Below are 25,806 nucleotides of genomic sequence, written 5' to 3' on the forward strand. Positions count from 1 at the left end.
ATGAAACTCATTATTAAGGCGGAATTTTATACAGAGGAATCGATTTTGTGTCAATGAGGGACAATAACGCAGGGTGATGAAAGGCGGTGTCAAAAAACACCGCCGGAATGCGCCTTAAATCAGGCTCTCTTTATCAATTCCGAGACGCTTCATGCGCGACAGCAGGGTGGTGCGTTTTAACCCCAGCCGCTGGGCGGCCCCTTTCGGTCCGGCCACCACGCCGTTGGTCTCTTTCAGCACGCGGACAATCAGCTGATATTCATCTTCCCCTTCCTGAGCCACGTCGGTCGCCGTAACGGGCGTTTCCGGCAGAGAGACCTCCGGCAGGGAGAGTTGCAGCACATTTCCGCGCGTCAGCAGCACCGCACGCTCGATAACGTTTTCCAGCTCGCGCACGTTGCCGGGCCACTCCATCGATGAAAGGGTACGTAACGTCTCGGCAGGAATACTGTCGATGTTGCGTCCCATCCGACGGGCAATTTTGGCGGTAAACGCTTTGACCAGCAGCGGGATATCTTCCGGACGTTCGCGCAGGGGCGGCAGGCAAATCGGGAACACGTTAAGGCGATAGTAGAGGTCGCTGCGAAACTCGCGGTCGGCGACCATTTTTTTCAGATCGCGGTTGGTGGCGGCAATCAGCCGCACGTCGGTCTGAATCAGCTTATTGCTGCCAAGACGTTCGAACTCCTGCTCCTGGAGCACACGCAGCAGTTTCGGCTGCAGCTCCAGCGGCATATCGCCCACTTCATCGAGGAACAGCGAGCTTTTATCCGCCAGCTCAAAACGGCCCAGTCGCTGGCTGCTGGCGCCGGTAAACGCACCGCGCTCATGGCCAAAGAGATCGCTTTCCAGCAGACCCGCAGGCATGGCGGCGCAGTTCATTTTCACCATCCGGCGGCTGTTGCGGTTGCTCAGATTGTGGATCGCACGGGCAATCAGTTCCTTGCCGGTGCCGGTCTCGCCCAGGATCAGCACCGTGCTGTCGCTTTGCGCCACCATTTCCACCTGTTTGAGTACGCTGTACATGGCGTCGCTGCGTCCGATGATTTCACCAAATTCGCTGTCGACATTGTTAAGCTGTTCCGTCAGCGCCAGGTTTTCATCCACCAGCCGTTCTTTCAGACGGTGGATCTCCTGATACGCCAGCGCGTTATCCAGCGCGATAGAGATACGCTCTGCAATCTGACGCAGCAGCTTCAGGTTGGCGGTGGTGAACACCCCTTCCTCACACTGTGCCAGCTTGAGAACGCCCAGCATGGTGTTACCGGACATCAACGGCAGCAGGCACAGAGTCTGGATTTTGTTGCCCCAGATGTTAAACAGCATCCGCTCGTAAGGCGCCATCACATCCTGCTCGCTGAGATTGAGCAGCAGGATCTCCTTACTTTTAAACACCCGTTCCGAAAGGGTTCCTGCTTCATCCACTTCGCTCTGCTCATGGGCCGGGTTCGCTTCGTCGAGATAGTGGGTGGAGTAGATATTTAGCTTGCCCTTGCGATGGCCGCGCAAGGCAATGCTGATGGCGTCTATTTTGAAGTAGTGATGGATCTCCTTCGACACTTCGCTGACCAGCTCATCCATGTCGAGACGGGAGAGCACGGCGTTGGTGATTGCCACCAGAATCCGGAAGTTGTCACGCTCGCGGCTCAGCAGGTCGTAATCCACATTATTGCTGACGCGGCTTTGGATCTGCTCGGCGACGACGGCCACTATCTGGGTAAAGGTGTGCAGACGCTCATATTCCGCCTCGCTCCACCGCTGGTCGGTATTGCGGATAAACTCGCAGCCACCAAAAATATGGCCTTCCACCGCCAGCGGCAGCAGGCTGTAGTGGCCGAATGGCTGGTATAACGCGCTCCGGGCCAGCATGGGCCAGGCCTGGCGGAACTCCTCAAAATTGCAGTGCAGCGCTTCCGGTCGGGAAAGAATACGGCGGATTGGCCCGTGAGCGAGATACGTTTCGTCTTCGTATTCAAACGCTTTTCCGTTTTCTCGTGTGGAGAAGTAGCTCGCACGATGGCTGCCGCTATGCCAGAGCACAATGGCGGCGCTGTCTGCCAGTGCAGATTGCCTGACCAGGCGCGTCAGGGCATCGCTCAGCGCACCCAGGTCGGGCTGCTGTAAAAGTGTTCGCGTAATGTCGAACAGACCCTGCTGTCCGAGATCGCTCATCGGTGTATACGGCATAGTGCTTTCCAGTAGAAACGGGCAAAAAAATAAATTCCGTGCCGACCGCTTTTCGCGCGGTTCTAGCAAATGCGGGGTAACGGTTCCGCGTGCGGCAGCTCCAGCGTGCGCTTCACGCCATACAGTCCGGCCAGGCGCACCCCTTTGCGCTCAACCACCTCACCAATGATTGCGGCCTCTTTTCCTGACGGATGCGCCCGCAACTGTTCAAGTACGGCTTCGGCCGCGGTGCGCTCAACGCCTATCACCAGCTTGCCTTCGTTAGCAAAGTTGAGCGGATCCAGCCCCAGCAGCTCGCACAGTCCACGAACCGCAGGCTTCACGGGCAGGTTGCGCTCAGTAAGTTCAATACCGCAGCCGCAGCAGGCCGCGAACTCATGCACCACGGCATTGACGCCGCCACGGGTGGCATCGCGCAGGGCTTTCACGCCGGGGATCGCACGCAGCGTCTGGATGAGCGGGGTGAGCACCGCGCAGTCGCTGCGCAGTTCCCCGTCCAGCCCCAGCCCTTCGCGCAGGTTAAGGATGGTCGCCCCGTGACAGCCCAGCGTGCCGCTGACCAGCAGCACGTCGCCCACGGCCAGCTGCTGCGCGCCCCAGTGAATATCGGCGGGGATCGCCCCCATCCCGGCGGTGTTGATAAAGAGCTTGTCCGCCGCGCCGCGCTGCACCACTTTGGTATCGCCGGTGACGATGGCAATTCCTGCCTCACGCGCGGTGTGCGCCATGCTGCTGACCACCGCCGCGAGCGTCTCCATCGGCAAACCTTCTTCAAGGATAAATCCGCAGGAGAGGTAGCGCGGAATGGCACCGCTGACGGCGACATCGTTCGCGGTACCGCAGACGGCCAGCTTGCCGATATCGCCGCCGGGGAAGAACAGCGGGTCAATCACATAGCTGTCGGTTGAGAAGGCCAGCCTGTCGCCCTGGGCGGTGAGGGAAGTGAGGTCAATGCGGGCCTGGTCTTCCTGCTCGGCGAGCCAGGGATTATCAAAGGCCTCCATAAACAGCCGGTTTATCAGCTGCTGCATCGCCAGACCGCCGCTGCCGTGCGCCATTTCAACCGTCTTCATGCTTCACTCTCCTGGTTGCGATACTGGTACCACGCGGCGCATGCCCCTTCGGAAGAGACCATCAGCGCGCCAAAGGCCGTTTGCGGGTTACAGGTGTTGCCAAATAACGGGCAGTGATGGGGTTTGCATTTTCCTGTCAGAACCTCGCCGCAGCGGGCCCGGGGATCGTCGCAAACCTGTTGTGGCTGTGGACGGAAATGCGTTTCTGCGTCAAACGACCGGTAGGCTGGCGTCAGGCGCACGCCAGATTCAGCAATCAACCCCAGCCCGCGCCACTCGCTGTCGCCTTCAACGCAAAACACGTCAGCTATCGCCTGCTGCGCCCGTTCATTTCCGGCATCCGGCACCACGCGGCGGTACTGATTTTCCACCGCGCTCAGGGCTGCTATTTTCTGCTCAACCAGCATGGTGACGCCTTGCAGTAGATCAAGAGGTTCGAAACCAGCGACAACTAAGGGGCGATGGTAATCGTCAGCGATAAAGCCGTAAGCGTCGGTACCAATCACCATGCTCACATGGCCCGGCGCCAGAAACGCGTCAATGCCGTTGTCCGGCTCTTCCAGCAGGCTACGCAGCGTCGGGATAAGCGTAATGTGCTGGCAGAAAAAGAAAAAATTGGTGACGTTGCTGCGTTTGGCCTGCTGCAGGGTAATTGCCGTGGCGGGCATAGTGGTCTCAAAACCCAGCCCGAAAAATACCACCTTGCGGTCCGGGTTATCGGTTGCAAGCTTCAGGGCGTCCATCGGCGAGTACACGATCCGGATGTCCGCACCTCGCGCTTTGGCCTGTAACAGCGAACCCGTTTTTCCCGGCACGCGCATTGCGTCGCCAAAGGTACAGAAAATGACGTCAGGCTGGCTGGCTATCTCAATACAGCTGTCGATGCGCCCCATGGGCAGCACGCATACCGGGCAGCCCGGGCCGTGGATAAACTCAATGTTGTCCGGCAGCAGCTGGTCGAGGCCAAATTTGAAAATGGCATGGGTGTGCCCGCCGCAGACTTCCATGATCCGCAGCGGTTTTTGCGCCGTATACTCCAGCAGGGCGGCCCGCGTTTTCAGATGACCGATAAGCTGCATCACCTGCTCAGGCGCACGGTATTCATCAACGTAACGCATAATTACCGTTCCTCGCCGTACAGCAGCGCGCCGACGTCCGGTTCGACGTCGAACATGTTCTGCAAGGCATCCAGCGTGTCGCGCGCTTCCGCTTCATTAATCACGCTCATGGCAAACCCCACGTGTACCAGCACCCACTGCCCAAGGCGCGAGACGCCCGTCTCATCGGTGCTGCCCACCAGGGTTAAATCCACGTCGCGCAATATGCCGCAGACCGCCACTTTGGCCTGGTTTCCGTCAATGGAATGGATTTGTCCGGGGACGCCTATGCACATCGTTCACTCTCCAGCCAGTTCAGCCAGTGCTCCATGCCGTCGCCGCGCGTGGCGGAGACCAGCAGGATCGCAATGTCCGGGTTCACTTCACGGGCATAAGCCAGGCATTTATCCACGTCGAAATTCAGGTACGGCAGCAGGTCGACTTTGTTCAGCAGCATCAGCGACGCGGCGGCAAACATATGCGGATATTTGAGCGGCTTGTCTTCTCCTTCGGTCACCGAGAGGACCGCCACTTTATGCCGCTCCCCGAGATCGAAGCTCGCCGGGCAGACCAGATTGCCGACGTTTTCGATAAACAGAATGCCGTTATCCGCCAGCGGCAGACGCGGCGCGGCATCGGCAATCATCTGCGCATCCAGATGGCAGCCTTTACCGGTGTTGACCTGAATCGCCGGGGTGCCGGTTTCACGAATGCGCGCGGCATCGTTGACCGTTTGCTGATCGCCTTCGATTACCGCGCAGGAGATGCGTTCGTTCAGGCGTTTGAGCGTTTCCGTCAGCAGCGTGGTTTTGCCGGAGCCGGGGCTGGAGACGAGATTCAGTACCAGCTGTTGACGTGCGGCAAACCGGGCGCGGTTGCGGGCGGCGATCTGGTTGTTTTTATCGAGTACGTTGATTTCCACGTCCAGCATCTGGCGCTGGCTCATGCCCGGCGCATGGGTACCCGCCTCGCCGTGGCCGTAATGAAGATCGCCCTCATCGGAGCGTTGAGGCGCAAAGCGAATGCCGGTGAGTGCCGCTGCCGGACGCGGTGCGGGGGTAAAGGGGGCGGAGCGAAACGCGGAGTGAGGACGGTGTTCATCCCCTTCGATATACAGGTTGCCTTCGGCGCAACCGCAGGTACTACACATACTTTACTCCTTCTCGATTTCAAGGCGTTGGATCTGCATCCCGTCATCCGCCACGATGCGAAGGCCGGTGTGCTGACACTGTGGGCAGCGCTGGACCTTCGACGACAGCAGGGTGACGTACTGCTGACACTGCTCGCACCAGCACTCCGCCTGCTGCTCTTCAATATGAAGTTCGCAGCCTTCCGCCAGTGTGCCGCGGCACACCAGCTCAAAACAGAAGGTGAGGGCGCTGGTTTCGACGCAGGAAAAGGCCCCGACTTTCAGCCAGACGCCGGTCACGCGCGTCGCGTGGTTTTGCGCTGCCTGCTGTTCGATGAGTTCCAGTGCCCGCTGGCAGAGGGTGATTTCGTGCATGACGCCTCCTTAATGAATTGCCCCGTTAATGCAATAACAGTGCCAGCCTGGTTTTGGTTAGGGGGTGACGATGTCAACGCTGTCGAAATGACACGTCGACACCCTCACATTGACAGCCTGTTTTGAATTAAATCCATTAAATATCAATATATTAAAAACTGGCATGGAATCTGCTTAACAGCCGCTATCTCCATTAACCGGATACCTTCTATGACTATTTGGGAAATTAGCGAAAAAGCGGATTACATCGCGCAGCGTCACCAGCAGTTACAGGACCAGTGGCACCTTTACTGCAACTCACTGGTCCAGGGCATCACCCTCTCCAAAGCCCGTCTTCACCACGCCATGAGCTGTGCGGCGCAGGGGGATATGCGCTTTGTTTTGTTCGGCCATTTCACGATTTACGTCACCCTGGCTGACACCTTCAACAGCCACACCATTGAGTACTACGTCGAGACAAAAGAGGGTGAAAAACAGTGTATTGCAAAGGCGCAACTGATGGCCGACGGCATGGTGGACGGTCACGTCAGCAACCGCGATCGCCAGCAGGTGCTTGAGCACTATCTGGAAAAAATCGCGCCGGTTTATAACGGTCTGTACACCGCCGTTGAACACGATCTCCCGGTCAACCTGAAGCAGCTGATGGATGAACACGCCTCAGCGGACGTGGCCTGATCATCACGTGTCGAAAAGTGTCGACATGACAGTTTTTCGTCAAAAATGACTATCACCAGAGGATGACCCGGTGAACCGTTTTGTAATTGCTGACTCGACGGTCTGTATTGGCTGTCGAACCTGTGAGGCGGCCTGTTCGGAAACGCACCGCCTGCACGGGCTCCAGTCCATGCCGCGACTGCGCGTCATGCGTAATGAAAAAGAGTCTGCCCCGCAGCTCTGCCACCACTGTGAAGATGCGCCGTGCGCGGGTGTCTGCCCGGTGAATGCCATCACCCGCGTTGACGGCGCGGTACAGTTAAACGAAAGCCTGTGCGTGAGCTGCAAGCTGTGCGGTATAGCCTGCCCGTTCGGTGCGATTGAATTTTCCGGCAGCCGTCCGCTGCATATTCCGGCGAATGCCAACACCCCAAAAGCGCCGCCTGCGCCACCGGCTCCGGCACGGGTGAGCACGCTGCTCGACTGGGTGCCCGGCGTGCGTGCGGTGGCGGTGAAGTGCGACCTGTGCAGCTTCGATGAACAGGGCCCGGCCTGCGTGCGCACCTGCCCGACCAAAGCGCTGATTCTGGTCAACATTCGTGACATCGCCCGTACCAGCAAGCGCAAGCGCGAGCTGACCATCAACAGCGATATGGGCGATCTTTCTCTGCTTCAGGCGCTTAATGAGGGGGCGAAATGAACGCGGTTACGATGATTACCAGCGCGGTGGCGTACTTTGCCGCCGCCGCTGTGCTGGCGTGGCTTCTGTCATTCCATAAAACCCTGAGCGGCTGGATCGCCGGGATCGGCGGAGCGGTCGGAAGCCTGATGACGCTGGCGGCGGGCGGGGTGGTACTGCTTGGTGGACAATCCGCGCAGGCGGTGATGCCGCTGATCCGCCACACCGTGGCGCTTACGCCGCTGAACGCCATCTGGCTTATCACCTTTGGCCTGTGCGGGCTGTTTATCAGCCTGTTCAATATCGACTGGCACCGCCATCCACACACCAGAGCCAATGGTCTGCTGGTCAACCTGCTGCTGGCGACGGCGGTCTGTACCGTTATCGCCAGCAACCTCGGCGCGCTGGTGGTGATGGCGGAGATCATGGCGCTCTGCGGCGTGTTCCTGACGGGGTGTAGCGCCTCCGTCAAACTGTGGTTTGCGCTGGGGCGCCTCGGCACGCTGCTGCTGGCGCTGGCCTGCTGGCTGGTGTGGCAACGTTTCGGCACGCTTGACTTCGCAGCGCTTAACGGTCAGCCGCTGGGAAATGACGTCTGGCTGCTGGGCGTGGTGGGCTTTGGCCTGCTGGCCGGGATTATCCCGCTGCACGGCTGGGTGCCGCAGGCGCACGCGAATGCTTCAGCGCCCGCTGCCGCGCTGTTTTCCACCGTGGTCATGAAGGTCGGTCTGTTCGGCATGCTGACGATCACCCTGACCGGCGGCCAGCCGCCGCTGTGGTGGGGTGTCGCGCTGCTTATCGCCGGTATGGTTACCGCTTTTGTCGGTGGTCTGTATGCGCTGATGGAGCACAATATTCAGCGTCTGCTGGCGTACCACACCCTGGAAAATATCGGCATTATCCTGCTCGGCATCGGCGCAGGCGTGACCGGGCTGGGACTCAATCAACCGGCGCTGATCGCCGCCGGGTTTATCGGGGGGCTGTATCACCTTGTTAACCACAGCCTGTTCAAAAGCACCTTGTTCCTGGGCGCGGGAAGCGTCTGGTTCCGCACCGGTCATCGGGATATCGAAAAACTCGGCGGTATCGGCAAAAAGATGCCGGTGATTTCTCTCGCCATGCTGGTCGGGCTGATGGCGATGGCCGCGTTGCCGCCGCTGAACGGCTTCGCGGGCGAGTGGGTGATCTACCAGTCCTTCTTCGCGCTCGGTCAGAGCGACGCCTTTATCGCCCGACTGCTCGGCCCGCTGCTGGCGGTTGGCCTGGCGATAACCGGGGCGCTGGCGGTGATGTGTATGGCAAAAGTCTACGGCGTCACCTTCCTCGGCGCACCGCGCACGCGGGAAGCGGAAAACGCCTGCTGCGCGCCAGTGTTGATGGGTGCTTGCGTGGTCGCGCTGGCGCTGTGCTGCATCGCGGGCGGGGTCGCCGCCCCATGGCTGCTGCCGCTGCTGGGTAACGCCATTCCACTGCCGCTGACCACCGCCCATACCACCGTCTCCCAGCCGATGATGGCGCTGCTGCTGATTGCCGCACCGCTGCTGCCGTTTGTGCTGATGCTGTTCTTCAGGCGCGACCGACTCGCCTCCCGCTCGCGCGGGGCGGCCTGGGCCTGTGGCTACGAACACGAACAATCGATGGTGATCACCGCCCACGGTTTTGCCATGCCGGTGAAAGAGAACTTCGCTGCCGTGCTGAAGTTGCGCCACTGGCTGAACCCGGTGGGCTGGATGCCGGGCTGGCAGAGCGCCGCCGTACCTGTGCTGTTCCGCCGTCTGGCGCTGATCGAGCTGGCGGTGCTGGTGGTGATTGTGATTTCACGAGGAGCCTGACATGAGTCTGTTACTGGCAATACTTCAGGCGCTGGTGCTGTTCGCCGTTGCGCCACTGCTGTCGGGCATCACGCGCGTGGCGCGCGCCCGGATGCACAACCGTCGCGGGCCAGGCGTGCTCCAGGAGTACCGCGATCTCTTCAAGCTGCTCTCCCGCCAGAGCGTGGCGCCGGATGCCGCAGGCTGGGTCTTCCGCCTCACGCCGTTTGTGATGGTCGGCGTGATGCTGACCATCGCCACCGCGCTGCCGGTGGTGACGGTGGGGGCACCGCTGCCAGCACTTGGGGATCTGATTACGCTGATTTACCTCTTCGCCATCGCCCGCTTCTTCTTTGCTATTGCGGGCCTGGATACCGGCAGCCCGTTTACCGGTATCGGCGCCAGCCGCGAGGCGATGCTGGGCGTGCTGGTCGAGCCGATCCTGCTGCTGGGGCTATGGGTGGCCGCGCAGGTCGCGGGTTCCACCCATATCAGCTTCATCACCCACACCGTTTACCACTGGCCGGTGGCCCGCTCCCTTCCGCTGCTTCTGGCCCTGTGCGCCTGCGCCTTCGCCACCTTTATTGAGATGGGCAAACTGCCGTTTGACCTCGCGGAAGCCGAGCAGGAGCTACAGGAAGGGCCGCTCACCGAGTACAGCGGCTACGGCTTCGCGGTGCTCAAGTGGGGCATCAGCCTTAAGCAACTGGTGGTCCTGCAGATGTTTGTTGGCGTCTTCTTCCCATGGGGGCAGATGACGCACTTCTCAGCAGGCGGCCTGATCCTGGCCGTGGTGGTTGCCGCGCTCAAGCTGCTGGTTGGCGTGCTGGTGATTGCCCTGTTTGAAAACAGCATGGCGCGTCTGCGCTTTGTCGCGACCTCGCGCATCACCTGGGCCGGTTTTGGTTTTGCATTTTTAGCGTTCGTCTCCTTGCTGGTGGCGTGATTAAAGAGAGTATTTATGTCTGAAGAAAAAAAAGGTCAGCAGTATCTCGCCGCGTTGCATCAGGCTTTTCCGGGTGTTGTGCTGGAGGAAGGATGGCAGACCAAAGACCAGGTAACCGTCACCATTAAGGTGAACTATCTGCCGGAAGTGGTGGAGTTTCTTTACTACCAGCAGGGCGGCTGGCTGTCGGTGCTGTTCGGTAATGACGAGCGTCAGCTGTGCGGCAATTACGCGGTGTACTACGTGATGTCGATGGAGCAGGGCGAAAAATGCTGGCTTACCGTGCGCGTGGAAGTCGACCCGAATAAACCGGAGTACCCGTCCGTCACGCCGCGTGTGCCTGCCGCCGTCTGGGGCGAGCGCGAAGTGCGCGACATGTACGGCCTCGTGCCGGTGGGGCTGCCGGATGAACGCCGCCTGGTGCTGCCGGACGACTGGCCGGACGAACTGTATCCGCTGCGCAAGGACAGCATGGACTACCGCCAGCGTCCGGCCCCGACCACCGACAGCGAAACCTACGAGTTCATTAATGAGCTCGGCAACAAAAAGAATAACGTGGTGCCGATTGGTCCGCTGCACGTCACCTCTGATGAGCCGGGCCATTTCCGCCTGTTTGTTGACGGTGAAAACATTATCGACGCCGACTACCGCCTGTTCTACGTCCATCGCGGCATGGAAAAGCTGGCGGAAACCCGGATGGGCTATAACGAGGTGACGTTCCTCTCTGACCGCGTGTGCGGCATCTGCGGCTTCGCCCACAGCACCGCCTACACCACCTCGGTGGAAAACGGCATGGGGATCGTGGTGCCGGAGCGCGCGCAGATGATCCGCGCCATTTTGCTGGAAGTGGAACGTCTGCACTCGCACCTGCTGAACCTCGGCCTGGCCTGTCACTTCGTCGGTTTCGACTCCGGGTTTATGCAGTTCTTCCGCGTGCGCGAGGCGTCGATGAAGATGGCGGAGATCCTCACCGGGGCGCGTAAAACCTACGGTCTGAACCTGATCGGCGGGATCCGCCGTGACCTGCTTAAAAACGACATGATCCAGACCCGCCAGCTGGCACAGCAGATGCGTCGCGACGTGAAGGAGCTGGTGGATATGCTGCTCAGCACGCCTAACATCGAGCAACGTACCGTCGGGATCGGTCGCCTTGATCCGGCGATCGCCCGCGACTTCAGCAACGTCGGCCCGATGGTGCGCGCCAGCGGTCACGCTCGCGATACCCGCGCCGATCACCCGTTTGTCGGTTACGGCCTGCTGCCAATGACCGTGCACAGTGAACAGGGCTGCGACGTCATCTCCCGCCTGAAGGTGCGCATCAACGAGGTCTTCACCGCGCTGAATATGATCGACTTTGGGCTCGATAACCTGCCGGGCGGCCCGCTGATGGTGGAAGGCTTTACCTACATCCCGAACCGCTTTGCCCTCGGCTTTGCTGAAGCGCCGCGCGGGGACGACATCCACTGGAGCATGACCGGCGACAACCAGAAGCTTTACCGCTGGCGCTGCCGCGCGGCGACCTACGCCAACTGGCCAACCCTGCGCTATATGCTGCGTGGCAACACGGTCTCCGACGCGCCGCTGATCATCGGCAGCCTCGACCCGTGCTACTCCTGCACCGACCGCATGACCGTGGTGGACGTGCGCAAGAAGAAAAGCCAGGTGGTGCCGTACAAAGAGCTTGAGCGCTACAGCATCGAGCGTAAGAACTCGCCGCTGAAATAAGGACTCGTCATGTTTACCTTTATCAAAAAAGTGATCAAAACCGGCACGCCCACCAGCCGCTACCCGCTGGAGCCGATGCCGGTGGATAAAAACTTTCGCGGCAAGCCCGAGCACAACCCGCAGCAGTGCATCGGCTGTGCGGCCTGCGTCAACGCCTGTCCGTCGAATGCCCTGACGGTGGAAACAGATCTGAAAACCGGCGAACTGGCCTGGCAGTTTAACCTCGGACGCTGCATCTTCTGCGGCCGCTGCGAAGAGGTTTGCCCGACGGTCGCCATTCGTCTGTCTCAGGCGTACGAGCTGGCGGTGTGGAAGAAAGAGGATTTTTTGCAGCAGTCGCGTTTTGACCTGTGCAACTGCCGCGTCTGCAAACGTCCGTTCGCCGTGCAAAAAGAGATCGACTATGCCATCGCGCTGCTGAAGCACAACGGCGATGCCCGCGCGGAGTATCATCGCGAAAGCTTTGAAACCTGCCCGGAATGCAAACGGCAGAAATGCCTGCTGCCGTCCGACCGCATCGATATCACCCGTCATATGAGAGAGGCCAGCTGATGGAAAACTTACTCGGCCCGCGCGACGAGCGGGGCATTCCGGTGCCGATGACGGTGGAGGAGTCCATCGCCAGCATGAAAGCGTCGCTGCTGAAAAAAATCAAACGCTCGGCCTACGTTTACCGCGTGGACTGCGGCGGCTGCAACGGCTGCGAGATTGAGATCTTTGCCACGCTGTCGCCGCTGTTTGACGCTGAACGCTTCGGCATCAAAGTGGTGCCGTCTCCGCGTCATGCCGACATTCTGCTGTTCACCGGGGCCGTCACCCGCGCCATGCGCTCGCCCGCGCTGCGTGCCTGGCAGTCTGCGCCCGATCCGAAAATCTGTATCTCCTACGGGGCGTGCGGTAACAGCGGCGGCATCTTCCACGACCTCTACTGCGTGTGGGGCGGCACCGACAAAATCGTGCCGGTGGACGTCTACATTCCAGGGTGTCCGCCAACGCCTGCGGCTACGCTGTACGGCTTTGCCATGGCGCTCGGCCTGCTGGAGCAGAAAATTCACGCCCGTGAACCGGGTGAACCCGATAATCAGCCTGCGATGATCCTGCACCCGGAGATGGTGCAGCCGCTGCGGGTGAAGGTCGACCGCACGGCGCGCAGGCTGGCGGGCTATCGCTATGGCCGTCAGATTGCCGACGATTATCTGCGCCTGCTGAGCCAGGGTGAGCACCAGGTGGCGCGCTGGCTGGAGGCGGAAAACGACCCGCGTCTCAATGAGATTGTGGCGAACCTGAACAGCATTGTGGATGAGGCGCGTATCCGATGAGTGAGACGGTGGTGTTCAGCCAGCTGAGCCGTAAATTTATTGATGAGAACGATGCCACGCCGGACGCGGCGCAGCAGGTGGTCTATTACAGCCTGGCGATTGGGCATCACCTCGGGGTGATCGACTGCCTGGAGGCGGCGCTGAGCTGCCCGTGGTCCGACTATCTGGCGTGGATCGCCACGCTGGAGGAGGGCAGTACGGCGCGGCGCAAAATGGAAGGGGTACCGAAGTACGGTGAGATCGTTATCGACGCCAACCATATTGCGATGCTGGCGAACGCGTTTGACGCGGCGCTGAAACGGCAAACCCCCGAACAGCAGGCGTGGAGCAAAACGCTGCTCAGCATGCTGCATGACATTCATCAGGAAAGTGCCATCTACCTGATGGTGAGGAGATTACGTGACTGACGTTTTACTGTGTGTCGGCAACAGCATGATGGGCGACGACGGCGCAGGCCCACTGCTGGCAGAGATGTGTGCCGCGAACCCGCAGGGCAACTGGGTGGTGATTGACGGCGGCAGCGCGCCGGAAAATGACGTGGTGGCCATCCGCGAACTGCACCCTGATCGGCTGTTGATTGTCGATGCTACGGATATGGGGCTGAACCCGGGGGAAATCCGCCTGATCGACCCGGACGACATTGCCGACATGTTCATGATGACCACGCATAATATGCCGCTTAACTATCTGGTGGATCAGATCAAAGAGGATGTTGGCGAAGTGCTGTTTTTGGGCATTCAGCCGGACATTGTCGGATTTTATTACCCGATGACGCCACCGGTGAAAGCCGCGGTGGAAGTAGTCTATTCACGGCTTGCGGGGTGGGCTGGAGAGGGTGGGTTTGAACCCCTCTCCCCATAGGGGAGAGGGTGTTTTTTGTCCCCTCTCCCTGTGGGAGAGGGTGAGGGCAACAGCCTACGCCAGATCCCCTCCGTTACTCGCAATCACCTTCTTATACCACCAGAACGATTTCTTGCGTTTGCGCTCCAGCGTGCCGTTTCCGGCATCGTCGCGGTCAACATAGACAAACCCGTAGCGCTTGCTCATTTCGCCCGTTGAGGCCGCCACCAGGTCAATGCAGCCCCAGGTGGTATAGCCCATCAGCGGCACGCCGTCTTCAATGGCATCGCCCATCGCGCGGATATGCTCGCGCAGATAGCTGATACGGTAGTCATCGTTAATTTCGCCGTTTTCATCAATGACATCTTTTGCGCCGAGGCCGTTTTCCACAAGGAACAGCGGTTTCTGATAGCGGTCGTACATCATGTTCATGGTGATGCGCAGGCCGAGCGGATCGATGCCCCAGCCCCATTCGCTCACCTGAATATGCGGGTTGCGCAGGGATTTGACGATGTTCGCCGCATTGGTATTGTTCGCGTTCATATCGGCCGACGCGCAGCGCGAAGCGTAATAGCTGAACGACACAAAATCGACGGTGTTTTTCAGCAGTTCGTCGTCGCCCGGATCTTTGACAATCACCACCCCTTTTTCGCGGAACACGCGGGCGGAGTAGGCCGGATAGCTGCCGCGCGCCTGCACATCGATAAAGAACAGGTTCTCGCGATCTTTTTCCAGCGCCATCCAGACGTCTTCCGGCTTGCAGGAGTAAGGGTAGAAATTCCCGCCCGCCAGCATGCAGCCGACCTGGTTTTCCGGGTTGACCTCGTGGGCGATTTTGGTCGCCAGCGCGCTTGCGACCAGCTCGTGGTGCGCGGCCTGGTATTTCACCTGATCTTCGTTTTCACCTTCTTCAAACACCAGCCCCGCACCGGAGAACGGGCTGTGCAGCATGATGTTGATCTCGTTGAAGGTGAGCCAGTATTTCACCAGGCCGTTAAATTCTTCGAAACAGGTGCGGGCGTAGCGGGCAAAGAAATCGACCATCTTGCGGTTGCGCCAGGAGCCGTACTCCGTCACCAGATGCATCGGCACGTCGAAGTGGCACAGGGTGACCAGTGGCTCAATGTTGTACTTTTTGCACTCTTCAAACACCGCGCGATAGAAGGCAATGCCCTCTTTGTTCGGCAGCGGCTCGTCGCCGTTCGGGTAGAGGCGGCTCCAGGCAATCGAGGTGCGGAACACCGTAAAGCCCATCTCCGCCATCAGGGCGATGTCCTCTTTGTAGCGATGGTAAAAATCAATCGCCTCGTGGCTTGGGTAAAACTCGTCGTCACGCAGCGAAAAACGCTTTTCCTTACCAAGCTTCACCGCCAGGCGGTTTGCGCCGTGGGGGATCATGTCGACCGTGGTCAGCCCTTTGCCGCCTTCACGGTAAGCGCCTTCGCTCTGGTTGGCGGCAAGCGCGCCGCCCCATAAAAATCCATCTGGAAAAACAGACATTTCTACCTCGTTATACGGTTAAACTTGTGCGGTTTTGGCCTGCACCGGCGCGCTCTGCAGAGCGCGGGCTTTTTCAGCCTCGTCTTCGACCGGGATATCTTCAAAGCCTAATATCAGGGTCAGCACGAAGGAGAGCACGACCGCCAGCGCCATGACGCCGAATACCCAGACAATGGTCATCGGGTTGGCCGGATCGAAGAACTGCACGCTGGTAAACAGCCCCGGCGCCGCCATCGAGTGGCTGGCAAGACCCGCAATCCCGGCCACCGCGCCACAGATAAAGCCGCTAATCAGGCTGGCAATCAGCGGGCGTTTCAGGCGAACCGCCACGCCGTACAGCGCCGGTTCAGAGATGCCCGCCATGATGGCGGAAGCCGCCGCGGCCAGCGCCGTCTGGCGCAGCTCCGGGTTTTTGGTTTTCCACGCCACCGCCAGGGATGAACCGCCGAGCGACAGGTTGGCACCGATTTCCGACGGCATCACCATCCCCTCTTTACCCGTTTCGGCAATGGTCTGAATGATAGTCGGGGTAAAGACGCGGTGCATCCCGGTCATGACCAGCAGCGGCCAGAGCGCCCCCATAATCGCCACGGAGAGCCAGCCCAGATAGCCGTGGATGGTATAGACCAGCGCGGAGATCGCGCTACCGATCCAGATCCCCAGCGGCCCAATCAGCACGATGGCGAGCGGGGCGGCAATCAGCACGATCAGCATCGGCTTGAGGAAGTTTTTCGTCACCGCAGGCGTAATGCGATCCACCCAGCGTTCGATATACGACAGGCACCAGGTCATCACCAGCGCCGGGATCACGGTGTAGGTGTACTTCACCGCCGTCACCGGAATAAAGGCGAATTCTACGTGCTCACCCTGTGCGGCTTTCGCCATCAGCTCGATAAAGCTCGGGTGCACCAGCACCCCCGCAATGGCAATCGCCAGCGACATGTTGGTTTTGAATTTCACCGCGGCAGACGCTGCCACCATCAGCGGCAGGAAGAAGAACGCCCCGTCGCCGATCACGGTCAGGATGGTGAGCGTCGGCGCGCCTTTCTCCAGCACGCCGGTCATCTCAAGGATCATCGCCAGCAGTTTAACCATCGAGCCGCCGATGATCGCCGGGATCAGCGGTGACATGGTGCCAATCAGCGCGTCGAGGATCCCCGCACCGATCCGGCGGAGAGTCAATTTCTGCGGGCCTTCCGGTACGGTAGGCTGCAGGTCGGTTGGCAGCAGGCTCACCACCTCACGGTACGCCTGAGAAACGGTATTGCCGATAATCACCTGGCACTGGTTGTCGTTACGTACCACGCCCAGTACGCCGCTGATATTTTTCAGGCGTGCGGTATCGGTAGCGGTTTCGTCTTTCAGCACGAAACGCAGTCGCGTCATGCAATGGGTGACGGCGACGATGTTGTCTTTGCCGCCAAGCGCGCTGACAACGTCTTGCGCCAGCGCGGCATAATTTTTGGCCATCGGATGTGATCCTGTTGTCGTTGTGAGAGTATGTAGGAAACCGGTTCCACATAATCATCATGAGTTTCTTTGAATGAAACAAGATCGCATTTTGACCATTTTTTCATTTCGTGATGACGATCACCAGTCGGCACAAAAAGCGTGCGATCGTCGCTACGACAATTGTTTTGCAGTGCAGTACACTGCGTGGCATCTGTGTGAAAGGGAATAACAACATGACCACGATGCTTGAAGTGGCGAAGCGGGCAGGCGTTTCGAAAGCGACGGTTTCCCGGGTGCTGTCGGGGAATGGCTATGTCAGCCAGGAGACCAAAGACCGGGTGTTTCAGGCCATCGAAGAGAGCGGCTATCGCCCCAATTTGCTGGCGCGTAACCTGGCGACCAAACGCACCCAGACGCTGGGACTGGTGGTGACCAACACCCTGTATCACGGCGTCTATTTTAGTGAGTTGCTGTTTCACGCCGCCCGCATGACGGAAGAGAAAGGGCGGCAGCTGATACTCGCGGACGGTAAGCACAGCGCCGACGAAGAGCGCGAAGCCATCCAGTACCTGCTCGATATGCGCTGTGACGCGGTGATCATCTATCCACGTTTTTTGAGCGTGGAGGAGATGGACGAGATCGTCGAGAAATACGAACAGCCGATCATGGTACTGAACCGCCGCTTGCGAAAAAACAGCAGCCACAGCGTCTGGTCAGATCATAAAGCCTCCTGCCAGGAGGCGGTGTCGCAGCTGATTGAGAAAGGGCATCGTGACATTGCGTTTATCACCGGCTCGCTGGATTCGCCCACGGGCGTAGAGCGTCTCTCCGGCTACAAAGACGCGCTGGCGCAGCACCAGATCCCGCTGCGCCCGACGCTGATCGCGCAGGGCAAGTGGAACCCCGCCAGCGGCGCGGCGGCGGTGTCTGAGCTGCTGTCGCACGGCGAAACCTTTACCGCGCTGGTGGCGAGTAACGACGATATGGCGATTGGGGCCATGAAACAACTTCACGACAGCGGCATCGCCACGCCCGGCGCGGTGTCGGTGATAGGCTTCGACGATGTGGCGATTGCGCCCTACACCGTGCCCTCGCTCTCCAGCGTGCGCATTCCGGTCACGGAGATGATTAAGGAGACCATCAGCCGCCTGATTTTCATGCTCGACGGCGGCGAGTTTAAGTATCAGCAAACCTTCTCGGGTGAGCTTATCCTGCGCGACTCTGTTATCGACGGCCCGCACCGCTGATGTCGACAGCTGTCATCGTCAGAAGTGACGATGACAGCCCCGCCGTCATTTTATAAATCACTATAAATCAACGCGTTAAAAACTGGCACGGTTTATGAATATCTCCGCGCATGACTGTAATGCTGGAGAAGCAGATGAACCGTTTTATTATGGCCGATGCCAGTAAATGCATTGGCTGCCGTACCTGTGAAGTGGCGTGCGTGGTGTCTCATCAGGCGGAGCAGGATTGCGCTTCGCTGACGCCTGAGACCTTTTTGCCGCGGATCCACGTCATCAAAGGCGTGAATATTTCCACCGCCGCCATCTGTCGTCAGTGCGAAGATGCGCCGTGCGCCAACGTCTGCCCGAACGGGGCGATCAAACGTGAAAAAGGGTTTGTGCATGTGATGCAGGCGCGCTGCATCGGCTGTAAAACCTGCGTGGTCGCCTGCCCGTATGGCGCGATGGAGGTGGTTGTTCGTCCGGTCGTGCGCAACAGCGGCATGGGGCTGAACGTGCGGGCGGAAAAAGCCGAAGCCAACAAATGCGATCTCTGCTACCACCGTGACGCCGGTCCGGCCTGTATGGAAGCCTGTCCGACACACGCGCTGGTGTGCGTGGATCGCGACAAGCTTGAGCAGATGAGCGCCGAAAAGCGCCGTCGCGCAGCGTTCGATACCACCTCATCTCTGTTGTTCTGATCCGTCATGAGCGGTAACGGCGTACAGTTGCGGGTGCGTGGCAAGGTGCAGGGCGTGGGCTTTCGGCCCTTCGTCTGGCAACTTGCGCAGGCGCTGCAATTGACCGGCGATGTCTGCAACGACGGAGAGGGCGTGCTGGTGCGCCTCGCGGGTAATGGGGGGCATTTCACCGCGAGGCTGCGCCAGGACTGCCCGCCGCTGGCGCACATCGAGAGTATCGACACGCAGCCGTTCCACTGGTCAACGGTGCCGGAGACATTCACCATCCGCCACAGTGCGGGTGGCGCAATGGACACCCAGATTGTGCCGGATGCGGCCACCTGTCCCGCGTGCCTTGCGGAGATGAACGACCCGCGCGAGCGCCGTTATCGTTATCCGTTTATTAACTGCACCCACTGCGGCCCGCGTTTTACCATTATCCGCGCCATGCCGTATGACCGCCCGGCAACGGCCATGGCGCCATTCCCGCTCTGCTCGCCGTGCGAAACGGAATACCGCAACCCTGCGGACCGGCGTTTTCACGCCCAGCCCGTGGCTTGCCCGGACTGTGGCCCTGAGCTTGAGTGGTGTGCACCCGATCGGGTTGTCACCCGCGAGCTGGCGCTGAACGCGGCGGTGCAGATACTGAAAAACGGCGGCATCGTGGCCATCAAAGGGCTGGGGGGATTTCATCTGGCCTGCGACGCGCTTAACCCACAGGCGGTGGCAACGCTGCGGGCACGTAAGCAACGTCCGGGGAAACCGCTGGCGGTGATGATCCGCAGCACCGACGGCCTTCCGCAGGCGGTGCAAGCGCAGCTGCGCTCGCCCGCCGCGCCCATCGTGCTGATCCCCAAGGCGTGGCTGCCGACCTTCCCGGACGACATCGCGCCGGGCCTGGATACCATTGGTGTGATGCTCCCGGCCAATCCACTGCAGCATTTGCTGATGCAGGAGACGCAACGCCCGCTGGTGATGACCTCCGGCAACCTCAGCGGCAGACCGCCTGCCATCACTAATTCACAGGCGCTGGAACAGCTCGCAGAGATCGCTGACGGTTTTCTGCTCCATAACCGCGACATCCTGCAGCGGATGGACGATTCCGTGATGGATCGGGACGGCGCCTTGCTGCGTCGGGCGCGTGGTTTCGTGCCGGATGCCATCACGTTACCCGCCGGTTTTTGCCATCTTCCCGCCATTCTGGCGACCGGTGCCGACATGAAGAATACCTTCTGTCTGGTGCGCGGTAACCAGGCGGTGCTGAGCCAGCACTTTGGCGATCTCAGTGACGACGGTGTCGAGGCCCAGTGGCGGTCGGCACTGTCGGTGATGCAGCAGATCTACGCCTTTCAGCCAGAGCGGCTGGTGTGCGATGCCCATCCGGGTTATCACGCCCGGCACTGGGCAGAGGAGCAGGCTCAGCCGGTCGATACCGTGTTGCATCATCACGCGCACGCGGCGGCCTGTCTTGCGGAGAACGGCTGGCCGCTCGACGGTGGCGACGCCATAGCCCTGACGCTGGACGGGATCGGCATGGGCGAGAGCGGCGCGCTGTGGGGCGGGGAGTGTCTGCGGGTGAACTACCTTGAGTGCGAGCATCTGGGCGGCCTGCCCGCCGTGGCGATGCCGGGCGGCGATCTCGCGGCCATGCAGCCCTGGCGAAATCTGCTGGCACACTGCCTGGCGTTTGTGCCTGACTGGCAACGCTACCCGGAAACCCGCACCGTACGTTCGCAAAACTGGCCGCTTTTAGCGACCGCCGCTCAGCGCGGCCTTAACGCGCCGCTGGCGTCGTCCTGCGGCCGGTTGTTTGATGCGGTGGCTTGTGCACTGGGTATTGAAACACAACGCTATGAAGGCGAAGCCGCCTGCAGGCTTGAGGCGCTGGCCGCGCAGTGCCCGGGTGTTGAGCACCCGGTGACGCTTCAGGTTGAAAACCTTGCGCTCTTCTGGCAGCAGTGGCTGACCTGGCAGGCGCAACCCTGCGAGCGCGCATGGGCCTTTCACGACGCGCTGGCAAAAGGGCTGGCGGCGTTAGCCCGGCACCATGCCCGACGCCTGTCGCTCTCTACCGTCTGTTTCAGCGGTGGCGTGTTACATAACCGCCTGCTGCGGGCGCGTCTGCGGGCACACCTCTCTGATTTCACGCTTCTTTTTCCCCATCATCTGCCTGCGGGTGACGGGGCTATCTCCTTCGGGCAGGCGGTGGTTGCCGCAGCCCGGTCATGTTCAAAAAGGATTTAAAATGTTACGACGCTTACGCAATGAACCTCGCGCCGCGCTCCTGCTGCTGGCGCTGGTAATGGCTAATCTTCTGGCGTGGGGCTGGGCGTGGAACGCCTTTAGCGGCAGTTCTGCATTAATGGCCGCAAGCCTGCTTGCGTGGTGCTACGGGCTGCGTCACGCGGTGGATGCTGACCACATCGCGGCCATTGACACGGTGACACGCAAGATGATGCAGCAGGGCAAGCGCCCCTCTGGCGTCGGGGCGTGGTTCTCGCTGGGGCACTCGACCATTGTGGTGCTGGCCTCCATTGCCATTGCCGCGACGGCGACCGCGTTTCAGAAAAATATGGCCTGGTTTCATGAAACCGGCAGCCTGATTGGCACGGCCGTCTCCGCGACGTTCCTGCTGGCGATGGCGTTAGTCAATATGGTGATTTTGCGCAGCGTCTGGCGTAATTTTCAGGCGCTGAAAAACGGACAGGCGGTACAGGATGACATGACCCTCCCGGTGCAGGGTGGGGTCATGCACTGGCTGTTTGGCGCGACCTTCCGCCTGGTCAACAAAAGCTGGCAGATGTATCTGGTCGGTTTTCTGTTCGGGCTTGGCTTTGATACTGCCACCGAAATCGGCGTGCTCGGGATCTCTGCCGCCAGCGCCTCAAACGGCATGTCGGTGTGGTCAATCATGATCTTCCCGGCGCTTTTCGCCAGCGGTATGGCGCTGGTGGATACCCTCGACAATCTGCTGATGGTGGGGGCATACGGCTGGGCATTCAACAAGCCGCAACGCAAGCTCTACTACAACATGACCATCACCGGCACCTCTGTGGTGGTGGCGGTGTTCATCGGCGGGCTGGAAGCGCTGGGGCTGCTGATGGATAAATTTGCTCTCAGCGGCGGCATCTGGGATCGCATTGGTGCCGTCAACGACAACCTCGGCAATGCCGGATTCGTGGTGGTCGGGCTGTTTGTCGCCTGCTGGCTGATCTCCATGATCAACTACCGCTGGCGCGGCTACGATGCGCTGGTGGTGCGCTCCTGAGCAGGCGGTAGCCAGGCGCGGGTAAAATCAAGCCAGCCGCTGGCGGTCAGCACAATGTCCTGCACATTTTCCAGGGTATTCAGGCGATAGCGGTAGTGGAACAGCGGCGTGCAGACGCCGCTTTCAAGCACGCGTCGAAAGAAAGCGGGCAGATGGGTGTGCAGGCTCTTCTCGCTTTCGCAATAACCCATCAGTTTCTGCTTCTCACGTTGCCATATGGTTTCACCCAGTGCGGCCCCCCATGCCGGTTCATCGACGAACCACTCTGCCAGCGCAAACGCCGGAGACTCGCCCGACAAATAATCGCCCAGCAGCAGGTTAGCCTGCGCCAGCGCGTCCGGAATATGCCACGCTTCGCGGTCTTTAAAGGACACCTGCAATTCGCAGCCGCGCGTTCTCAGGCGAGTTTGCAGCATGCTGGCAAGCTCGCACAGCGCCGGCGTGTCATAACAGACCAGTGAAAGCGTGGCAGGAAGTGTGACGTCAGAAGCTTTTGGCACTGCGGGCGTCGTCAGACCGGGGAGGATTTCGGTGCGGGTTTCGACATCATTCCGATGGGCAATATGCTGGTTGATCTGCTGAACGTCCTGACGCAACCAGGCCGCGAGCGAAGATGGCAGCCCGGCATTTACCATGAGCCAGGTAAAACCGCCGCTGACCGAGGTTGCTGCGTTCTGCGCGTTTTGTTCCTTACCGACGGTGATCCAGGCCGGTTTTTGTGTCTCTGAGCGGGTTCGCCAGAACTCAATCGCATGCAGTAGCGGGTGTGCGGCAAAGTACCAGGGCTGACGCTCAAGGCGCAGATAGTGCGAATGATGATGTGCGATGGCAAACGGCCCGGCCCCGATGGTCGGTTGCAGTGGATGCGGCAGACGGCAAACATGATGGGCAAGACGATGCGCCAGCATGGCATCGGGGATATTCAGCGTGATCTCCAGACACCAGGGGGCGACAAGCGATATCCGGGAAACGTGCAACAGCCCCGCGTTGCGTGCCGGATCCGCCAGCAGCTGGTGCAAGGCGCTGAGTATATCCTCATCGCTGATGGCCTGCCCGTTATGCCAGTGCGCGCCGCTGCGCAGGTAAAAGTACCAGCAGCGTTTGTCTTCACTGGCATGCCAGTGGTGAGCCAAATCCGGCACGGGGTCAGGATGACCTGGCGTGTATCGCGTTAACCCCGCGTGAACCGCGCAGATAATATGCTGCTCGGCGCGGCGACGCTGCAAGGCAGGACAGAGCGACGTCAGTGGACGGTACCACGGAATACGCAGCGTGGGCTGGTGCTTGAGCCATTTACCGCCTAAAAATGGGGTGATGATGTGATGCAGGCTGGCCGGATCACCGTCTGCCAGCTGCAGTGCGCTCTGGTAATCCCCTTTCTCCAGACAGGCATGCATTAGCGGCGCGCTCAGTTCGCTGGTGGTCGTCAGACAATGCAGAATGGCACGATGCCCGCGTCCCGGCTGGGCCTGCCAGCTTACCCAGCCGCTCTGCGCGAGCTGGCGCAGCAGGGTACGCGCGTGGCGTTCACTGCACAGCGCAACCTCAGCCACTTCAGCGATGGTGGTGGGCTTTGGCGCAGCACCAAAGTGCTGATAAAGCCGTTGATATTGTCGGATTTTTTGAAGCTGGCGCATGGCGACATACCGGAGATGATAAGGGATGCTGAGAGTGTAGGGCGTTTTGCGGAATAAATAAGGTCTGGAAAGGTAAAGTGTTCCGGTTTTATTCCCTCTCCGGTACGGAGAGGGAACAGCAACGCGCCGTGTCAGGCTTCTGTCTGTGCCCGTATCTTCAGGGCAATACGTTCAGCCTGAGGGCCAAGTATGACCTGCGCATTCCGGGTACCCATCTTCAGAATACCTTTGGCACCCAGCGCTTTCAGCTCCGGTTCATCCAGCAGGCTGTTATCCACCAGCGTCAGGCGCAAGCGGGTAATGCAGGCATCGACGCTCGTCAGGTTTTCTTTGCCGCCTAACGCCACGATGTACCGGGCAATGGCCTCGCTCTGATCGTCAGAATCACCCGTTATTGCGTCCTCTTCCTCACGACCCGGCGTTTTCAGCCTGAAGACGCGAATAGCGAAGGTGAACACCACAAAATAGATCGCGAAGAACAGCACAATCAGCGGGATTAAAATCCACGGTTTCGTGGCAAGCCCCCAGTTGAGCACAAAGTCGATCAACCCGGCGGAGAAACCAAAGCCGTGCAGCACGCCGAGGCTGTTGACGATCACCATGCTGACGCCCGCAAGTACTGCATGCAGGGCGTACAGGGCAGGAGCAAGGAACAGGAAGGAGAATTCGATGGGTTCGGTGATGCCGGTCAGGAAGGCCGTCAGCGCCACAGAGAGCAGCATCCCGCCCACGGCTGAACGGCGGGCTTTCGGCGCGGCGAAATACATTGCCAGCGCAGCTCCCGGCAGGCCGCCCATAAAGATGGGGTACGCCCAGGCCATGTAGACGCCAGCATGCGGGTCACCCGCGAAGAAGCGGTTAAGGTCGCCACGGGTCAGGTCAGTGGCAATCTGTGTGATGGTAGAGCCCTCGATGCCCGGTACGGTACCACCGACAACCAGCCCTTTCACCACATCCGGCGCGAGACAGATGTTATGAACTGCACTCGCGGCATCATAGGTCACCTTCAGACAGTCGCCGAGGCTAAACCAGAAAACGGAGTGCAGAATGTAGTGCAGGCCAAACGGAATCAACGCCCGGTTAAGCACCCCATAGATAAACCAGCCCGGTTCGCCGCTGCGGGAAACGAGCTGGCTAAAAGTATCAATACCGTGCTGCACCGTAGGCCAGACGTAGCCGCACACCCAGGCGATGAACAGGCAGATAAGCCCGGTCATGATGGGGACCAGACGCTTGCCCGCAAAGAAGGCAAGAAAGTCCGGTAGTTTGGTATTCGAGAAGCGGTTATAGCAGTGGCCAGCCACCACGCCAGCAATAATCCCCGCGAAGAAGGACATGTTAATGGAGGCGTTAATGACCGCCGTGGCTTTGGTGAGCACCAGGAAGCCAACGGTACCGGCAAGGGCCGCCGCGCCCGCGTTGTCTTTAGCCAGACCAATGGCGATACCAAGGGCAAAAAGGAGCGGTAAGCTGTCGAAAATACCGCCCCCCGCACTGGCAATAAAGGGAATATTAAAAACATCAGGCTGACCGAGACGTAATAATATCGCCGCCACCGGCAGCGTGGCGATTGGCAACATCAGGGCTTTACCCAGACGTTGCAGATAACTAAATGCATTCATGTGAGTGGATTTCAGTAGAACTTAATTCACGACAAAAAATAACAGCTTTAATTTTAATGCGAAAGCAGGAAGGATGAAATTGTGATGGAGGATAAATTAATTTTTATTATATTTTCTCAGTCAATTAATATTTAAATAAACAATGATGAGTTCAATTATTTGTTCCGCTTTTTGCCGGGTTGCACTGCGCATACCCGGCCTGTAAGCTCTGGATGCGTTCATCGTTTCGTGTGGTTCAGGGGCATCATCAGTTCACGCAGACGCTCAATGCGTGCCTCCGGGCTAAGATAGAGCCAGCGAAATAATATACGCTCTGATTTTTTTACCCGCTTAAAATAGGCTGAAAGATAGTTTAGCTCTTTGGTGAACGTCGCCATGGGATATCTCCGGTTGAGTCATTAATCATCAGACTAAGCCGGGAGCAGGGAATAAAACAGGTTGATGTTTTACAGCTGTTCCGCATTTAAATAATTATGGACGGAATGAATAAGGGATTAAAAACGATGATTTATCTAATATGTATTTACCTCATGAATAAGATGCGCCAAAAAAAGCCCCGGGACAGCGGGGCGGCGGACACTAAAAT

At 59.4% G+C, this 25,806-nt stretch carries 24 protein-coding genes; 13 read left to right on the forward strand and 11 right to left on the reverse strand.

The genetic code is table 11. The annotated features are described in order from the left end of the window. Positions 1-114 precede the first annotated feature (114 nt). The 6 genes from flhA to hypA form a co-directional block, all read right to left on the reverse strand. Entirely contained in the window at positions 115-2,187 is a 2,073-nt protein-coding gene (gene flhA, locus NQ842_RS06055; RefSeq protein WP_257256617.1) for a formate hydrogenlyase transcriptional activator FlhA, read from the reverse strand. Positions 2,188-2,249: 62 nt separating this feature from the next. Then, positions 2,250-3,260 (reverse strand): hydrogenase expression/formation protein HypE, encoded by a 1,011-nt coding sequence (gene hypE / locus NQ842_RS06060; RefSeq protein WP_014833060.1) that lies wholly within the window; start codon positions 3,258-3,260, stop codon positions 2,250-2,252. Continuing rightward, positions 3,257-4,378: a hydrogenase formation protein HypD gene (gene hypD, locus NQ842_RS06065; RefSeq protein ID WP_125365687.1), complete on the reverse strand. Its 1,122-nt coding sequence runs from the start codon at positions 4,376-4,378 to the stop codon at positions 3,257-3,259. Before hypD ends, hypE begins: the two co-directional genes overlap by 4 nt. A 2-nt stretch (positions 4,379-4,380) precedes the next feature. Further along, the gene (locus NQ842_RS06070; protein ID WP_050861369.1) at positions 4,381-4,653 is read right to left on the reverse strand and encodes a HypC/HybG/HupF family hydrogenase formation chaperone; all 273 of its coding nucleotides are present in this window, start codon (positions 4,651-4,653) and stop codon (positions 4,381-4,383) included. Then, positions 4,644-5,507, reverse strand: coding sequence for a hydrogenase nickel incorporation protein HypB (gene hypB / locus NQ842_RS06075; RefSeq protein WP_014833057.1), 864 nt, complete (start codon positions 5,505-5,507; stop codon positions 4,644-4,646). The genes NQ842_RS06070 and hypB overlap by 10 nt, the downstream gene beginning before the upstream one ends. A 3-nt stretch (positions 5,508-5,510) precedes the next feature. Beyond that, positions 5,511-5,861, reverse strand: a complete 351-nt coding sequence (hypA, locus tag NQ842_RS06080) for a hydrogenase maturation nickel metallochaperone HypA (RefSeq protein WP_014833056.1) — start codon at positions 5,859-5,861, stop codon at positions 5,511-5,513. 210 nt (positions 5,862-6,071) lie between these two features. On the opposite strand from hypA, the gene hycA reads away from it, so the two are divergent. From hycA to hycI, 9 genes are all read left to right on the forward strand, one after another. Continuing rightward, a complete protein-coding gene (gene hycA / locus NQ842_RS06085) occupies positions 6,072-6,536 on the forward strand; it encodes a formate hydrogenlyase regulator HycA (protein ID WP_013098469.1) in 465 nt (154 codons plus the stop codon). Positions 6,537-6,606: 70 nt separating this feature from the next. Beyond that, positions 6,607-7,215 (forward strand): 4Fe-4S dicluster domain-containing protein, encoded by a 609-nt coding sequence (locus NQ842_RS06090; RefSeq protein WP_125365683.1) that lies wholly within the window; start codon positions 6,607-6,609, stop codon positions 7,213-7,215. Beyond that, the gene (gene hycC / locus NQ842_RS06095; RefSeq protein WP_257256618.1) at positions 7,212-9,026 is read left to right on the forward strand and encodes a formate hydrogenlyase subunit 3; all 1,815 of its coding nucleotides are present in this window, start codon (positions 7,212-7,214) and stop codon (positions 9,024-9,026) included. Before NQ842_RS06090 ends, hycC begins: the two co-directional genes overlap by 4 nt. Before the next feature lies 1 nt (position 9,027). After that, positions 9,028-9,951, forward strand: a complete 924-nt coding sequence (locus tag NQ842_RS06100) for a respiratory chain complex I subunit 1 family protein (RefSeq protein WP_125365679.1) — start codon at positions 9,028-9,030, stop codon at positions 9,949-9,951. A gap of 15 nt (positions 9,952-9,966) precedes the next feature. After that, the gene (locus NQ842_RS06105; protein WP_257256619.1) at positions 9,967-11,676 is read left to right on the forward strand and encodes an NADH-quinone oxidoreductase subunit C; all 1,710 of its coding nucleotides are present in this window, start codon (positions 9,967-9,969) and stop codon (positions 11,674-11,676) included. Between the two features lie 9 nt (positions 11,677-11,685). After that, positions 11,686-12,228 carry a formate hydrogenlyase complex iron-sulfur subunit gene (locus NQ842_RS06110; protein ID WP_257256620.1) on the forward strand — a complete coding sequence of 181 codons (543 nt, stop codon included), beginning with the start codon at positions 11,686-11,688 and terminating at the stop codon, positions 12,226-12,228. Beyond that, positions 12,228-12,995 (forward strand): NADH-quinone oxidoreductase subunit B family protein, encoded by a 768-nt coding sequence (locus NQ842_RS06115; protein ID WP_257256621.1) that lies wholly within the window; start codon positions 12,228-12,230, stop codon positions 12,993-12,995. The genes NQ842_RS06110 and NQ842_RS06115 overlap by 1 nt, the downstream gene beginning before the upstream one ends. Further along, positions 12,992-13,402, forward strand: a complete 411-nt coding sequence (locus tag NQ842_RS06120) for a formate hydrogenlyase maturation HycH family protein (protein ID WP_014833049.1) — start codon at positions 12,992-12,994, stop codon at positions 13,400-13,402. Before NQ842_RS06115 ends, NQ842_RS06120 begins: the two co-directional genes overlap by 4 nt. Then, positions 13,395-13,856 (forward strand): hydrogenase maturation peptidase HycI, encoded by a 462-nt coding sequence (gene hycI, locus NQ842_RS06125; protein ID WP_257256622.1) that lies wholly within the window; start codon positions 13,395-13,397, stop codon positions 13,854-13,856. The genes NQ842_RS06120 and hycI overlap by 8 nt, the downstream gene beginning before the upstream one ends. 54 nt (positions 13,857-13,910) lie before the next feature. On the opposite strand, the gene NQ842_RS06130 is transcribed toward hycI, so the two are convergent. Together NQ842_RS06130 and ascF are read right to left on the reverse strand one after the other, a co-directional pair. Further along, entirely contained in the window at positions 13,911-15,335 is a 1,425-nt protein-coding gene (locus NQ842_RS06130) for a 6-phospho-beta-glucosidase (RefSeq protein WP_257256623.1), read from the reverse strand. Between the two features lie 18 nt (positions 15,336-15,353). Further along, positions 15,354-16,805 carry a PTS cellobiose/arbutin/salicin transporter subunit IIBC gene (ascF, locus tag NQ842_RS06135; RefSeq protein ID WP_257256624.1) on the reverse strand — a complete coding sequence of 484 codons (1,452 nt, stop codon included), beginning with the start codon at positions 16,803-16,805 and terminating at the stop codon, positions 15,354-15,356. Positions 16,806-17,020: 215 nt separating this feature from the next. On the opposite strand from ascF, the gene NQ842_RS06140 reads away from it, so the two are divergent. The 4 genes from NQ842_RS06140 to NQ842_RS06155 all read left to right on the forward strand — a co-directional run bounded on the left by NQ842_RS06140 (position 17,021) and on the right by NQ842_RS06155 (position 21,961). After that, positions 17,021-18,034 carry a LacI family DNA-binding transcriptional regulator gene (locus tag NQ842_RS06140; protein WP_047361449.1) on the forward strand — a complete coding sequence of 338 codons (1,014 nt, stop codon included), beginning with the start codon at positions 17,021-17,023 and terminating at the stop codon, positions 18,032-18,034. Positions 18,035-18,168: 134 nt separating this feature from the next. Beyond that, complete coding sequence (hydN, locus tag NQ842_RS06145) at positions 18,169-18,714, forward strand: electron transport protein HydN (RefSeq protein WP_014833044.1); 546 nt, start codon at positions 18,169-18,171, stop codon at positions 18,712-18,714. A 6-nt stretch (positions 18,715-18,720) separates the two neighbouring features. Continuing rightward, positions 18,721-20,937: a carbamoyltransferase HypF gene (gene hypF, locus NQ842_RS06150; RefSeq protein WP_257256625.1), complete on the forward strand. Its 2,217-nt coding sequence runs from the start codon at positions 18,721-18,723 to the stop codon at positions 20,935-20,937. A 1-nt stretch (position 20,938) separates the two neighbouring features. Beyond that, positions 20,939-21,961, forward strand: a complete 1,023-nt coding sequence (locus NQ842_RS06155) for a HoxN/HupN/NixA family nickel/cobalt transporter (RefSeq protein WP_257256626.1) — start codon at positions 20,939-20,941, stop codon at positions 21,959-21,961. On the opposite strand, the gene NQ842_RS06160 is transcribed toward NQ842_RS06155, so the two are convergent. The 3 genes from NQ842_RS06160 to NQ842_RS06170 form a co-directional block, all read right to left on the reverse strand. Continuing rightward, the gene (locus NQ842_RS06160; RefSeq protein WP_257256627.1) at positions 21,934-23,598 is read right to left on the reverse strand and encodes an SgrR family transcriptional regulator; all 1,665 of its coding nucleotides are present in this window, start codon (positions 23,596-23,598) and stop codon (positions 21,934-21,936) included. The two genes, NQ842_RS06155 and NQ842_RS06160, sit on opposite strands and share 28 nt — an antisense overlap. Before the next feature lie 131 nt (positions 23,599-23,729). After that, complete coding sequence (nagE, locus tag NQ842_RS06165) at positions 23,730-25,220, reverse strand: N-acetylglucosamine-specific PTS transporter subunit IIBC (protein WP_257256628.1); 1,491 nt, start codon at positions 25,218-25,220, stop codon at positions 23,730-23,732. 218 nt (positions 25,221-25,438) lie between these two features. Further along, positions 25,439-25,597, reverse strand: coding sequence for a hypothetical protein (locus tag NQ842_RS06170; protein WP_172666390.1), 159 nt, complete (start codon positions 25,595-25,597; stop codon positions 25,439-25,441). Between the last annotated feature and the right edge of the window lie 209 nt (positions 25,598-25,806).

It is taken from the genome of Enterobacter cloacae complex sp. R_G8, assembly GCF_024599795.1.
Classification (GTDB): Bacteria; Pseudomonadota; Gammaproteobacteria; order Enterobacterales; family Enterobacteriaceae; genus Enterobacter; species Enterobacter dissolvens.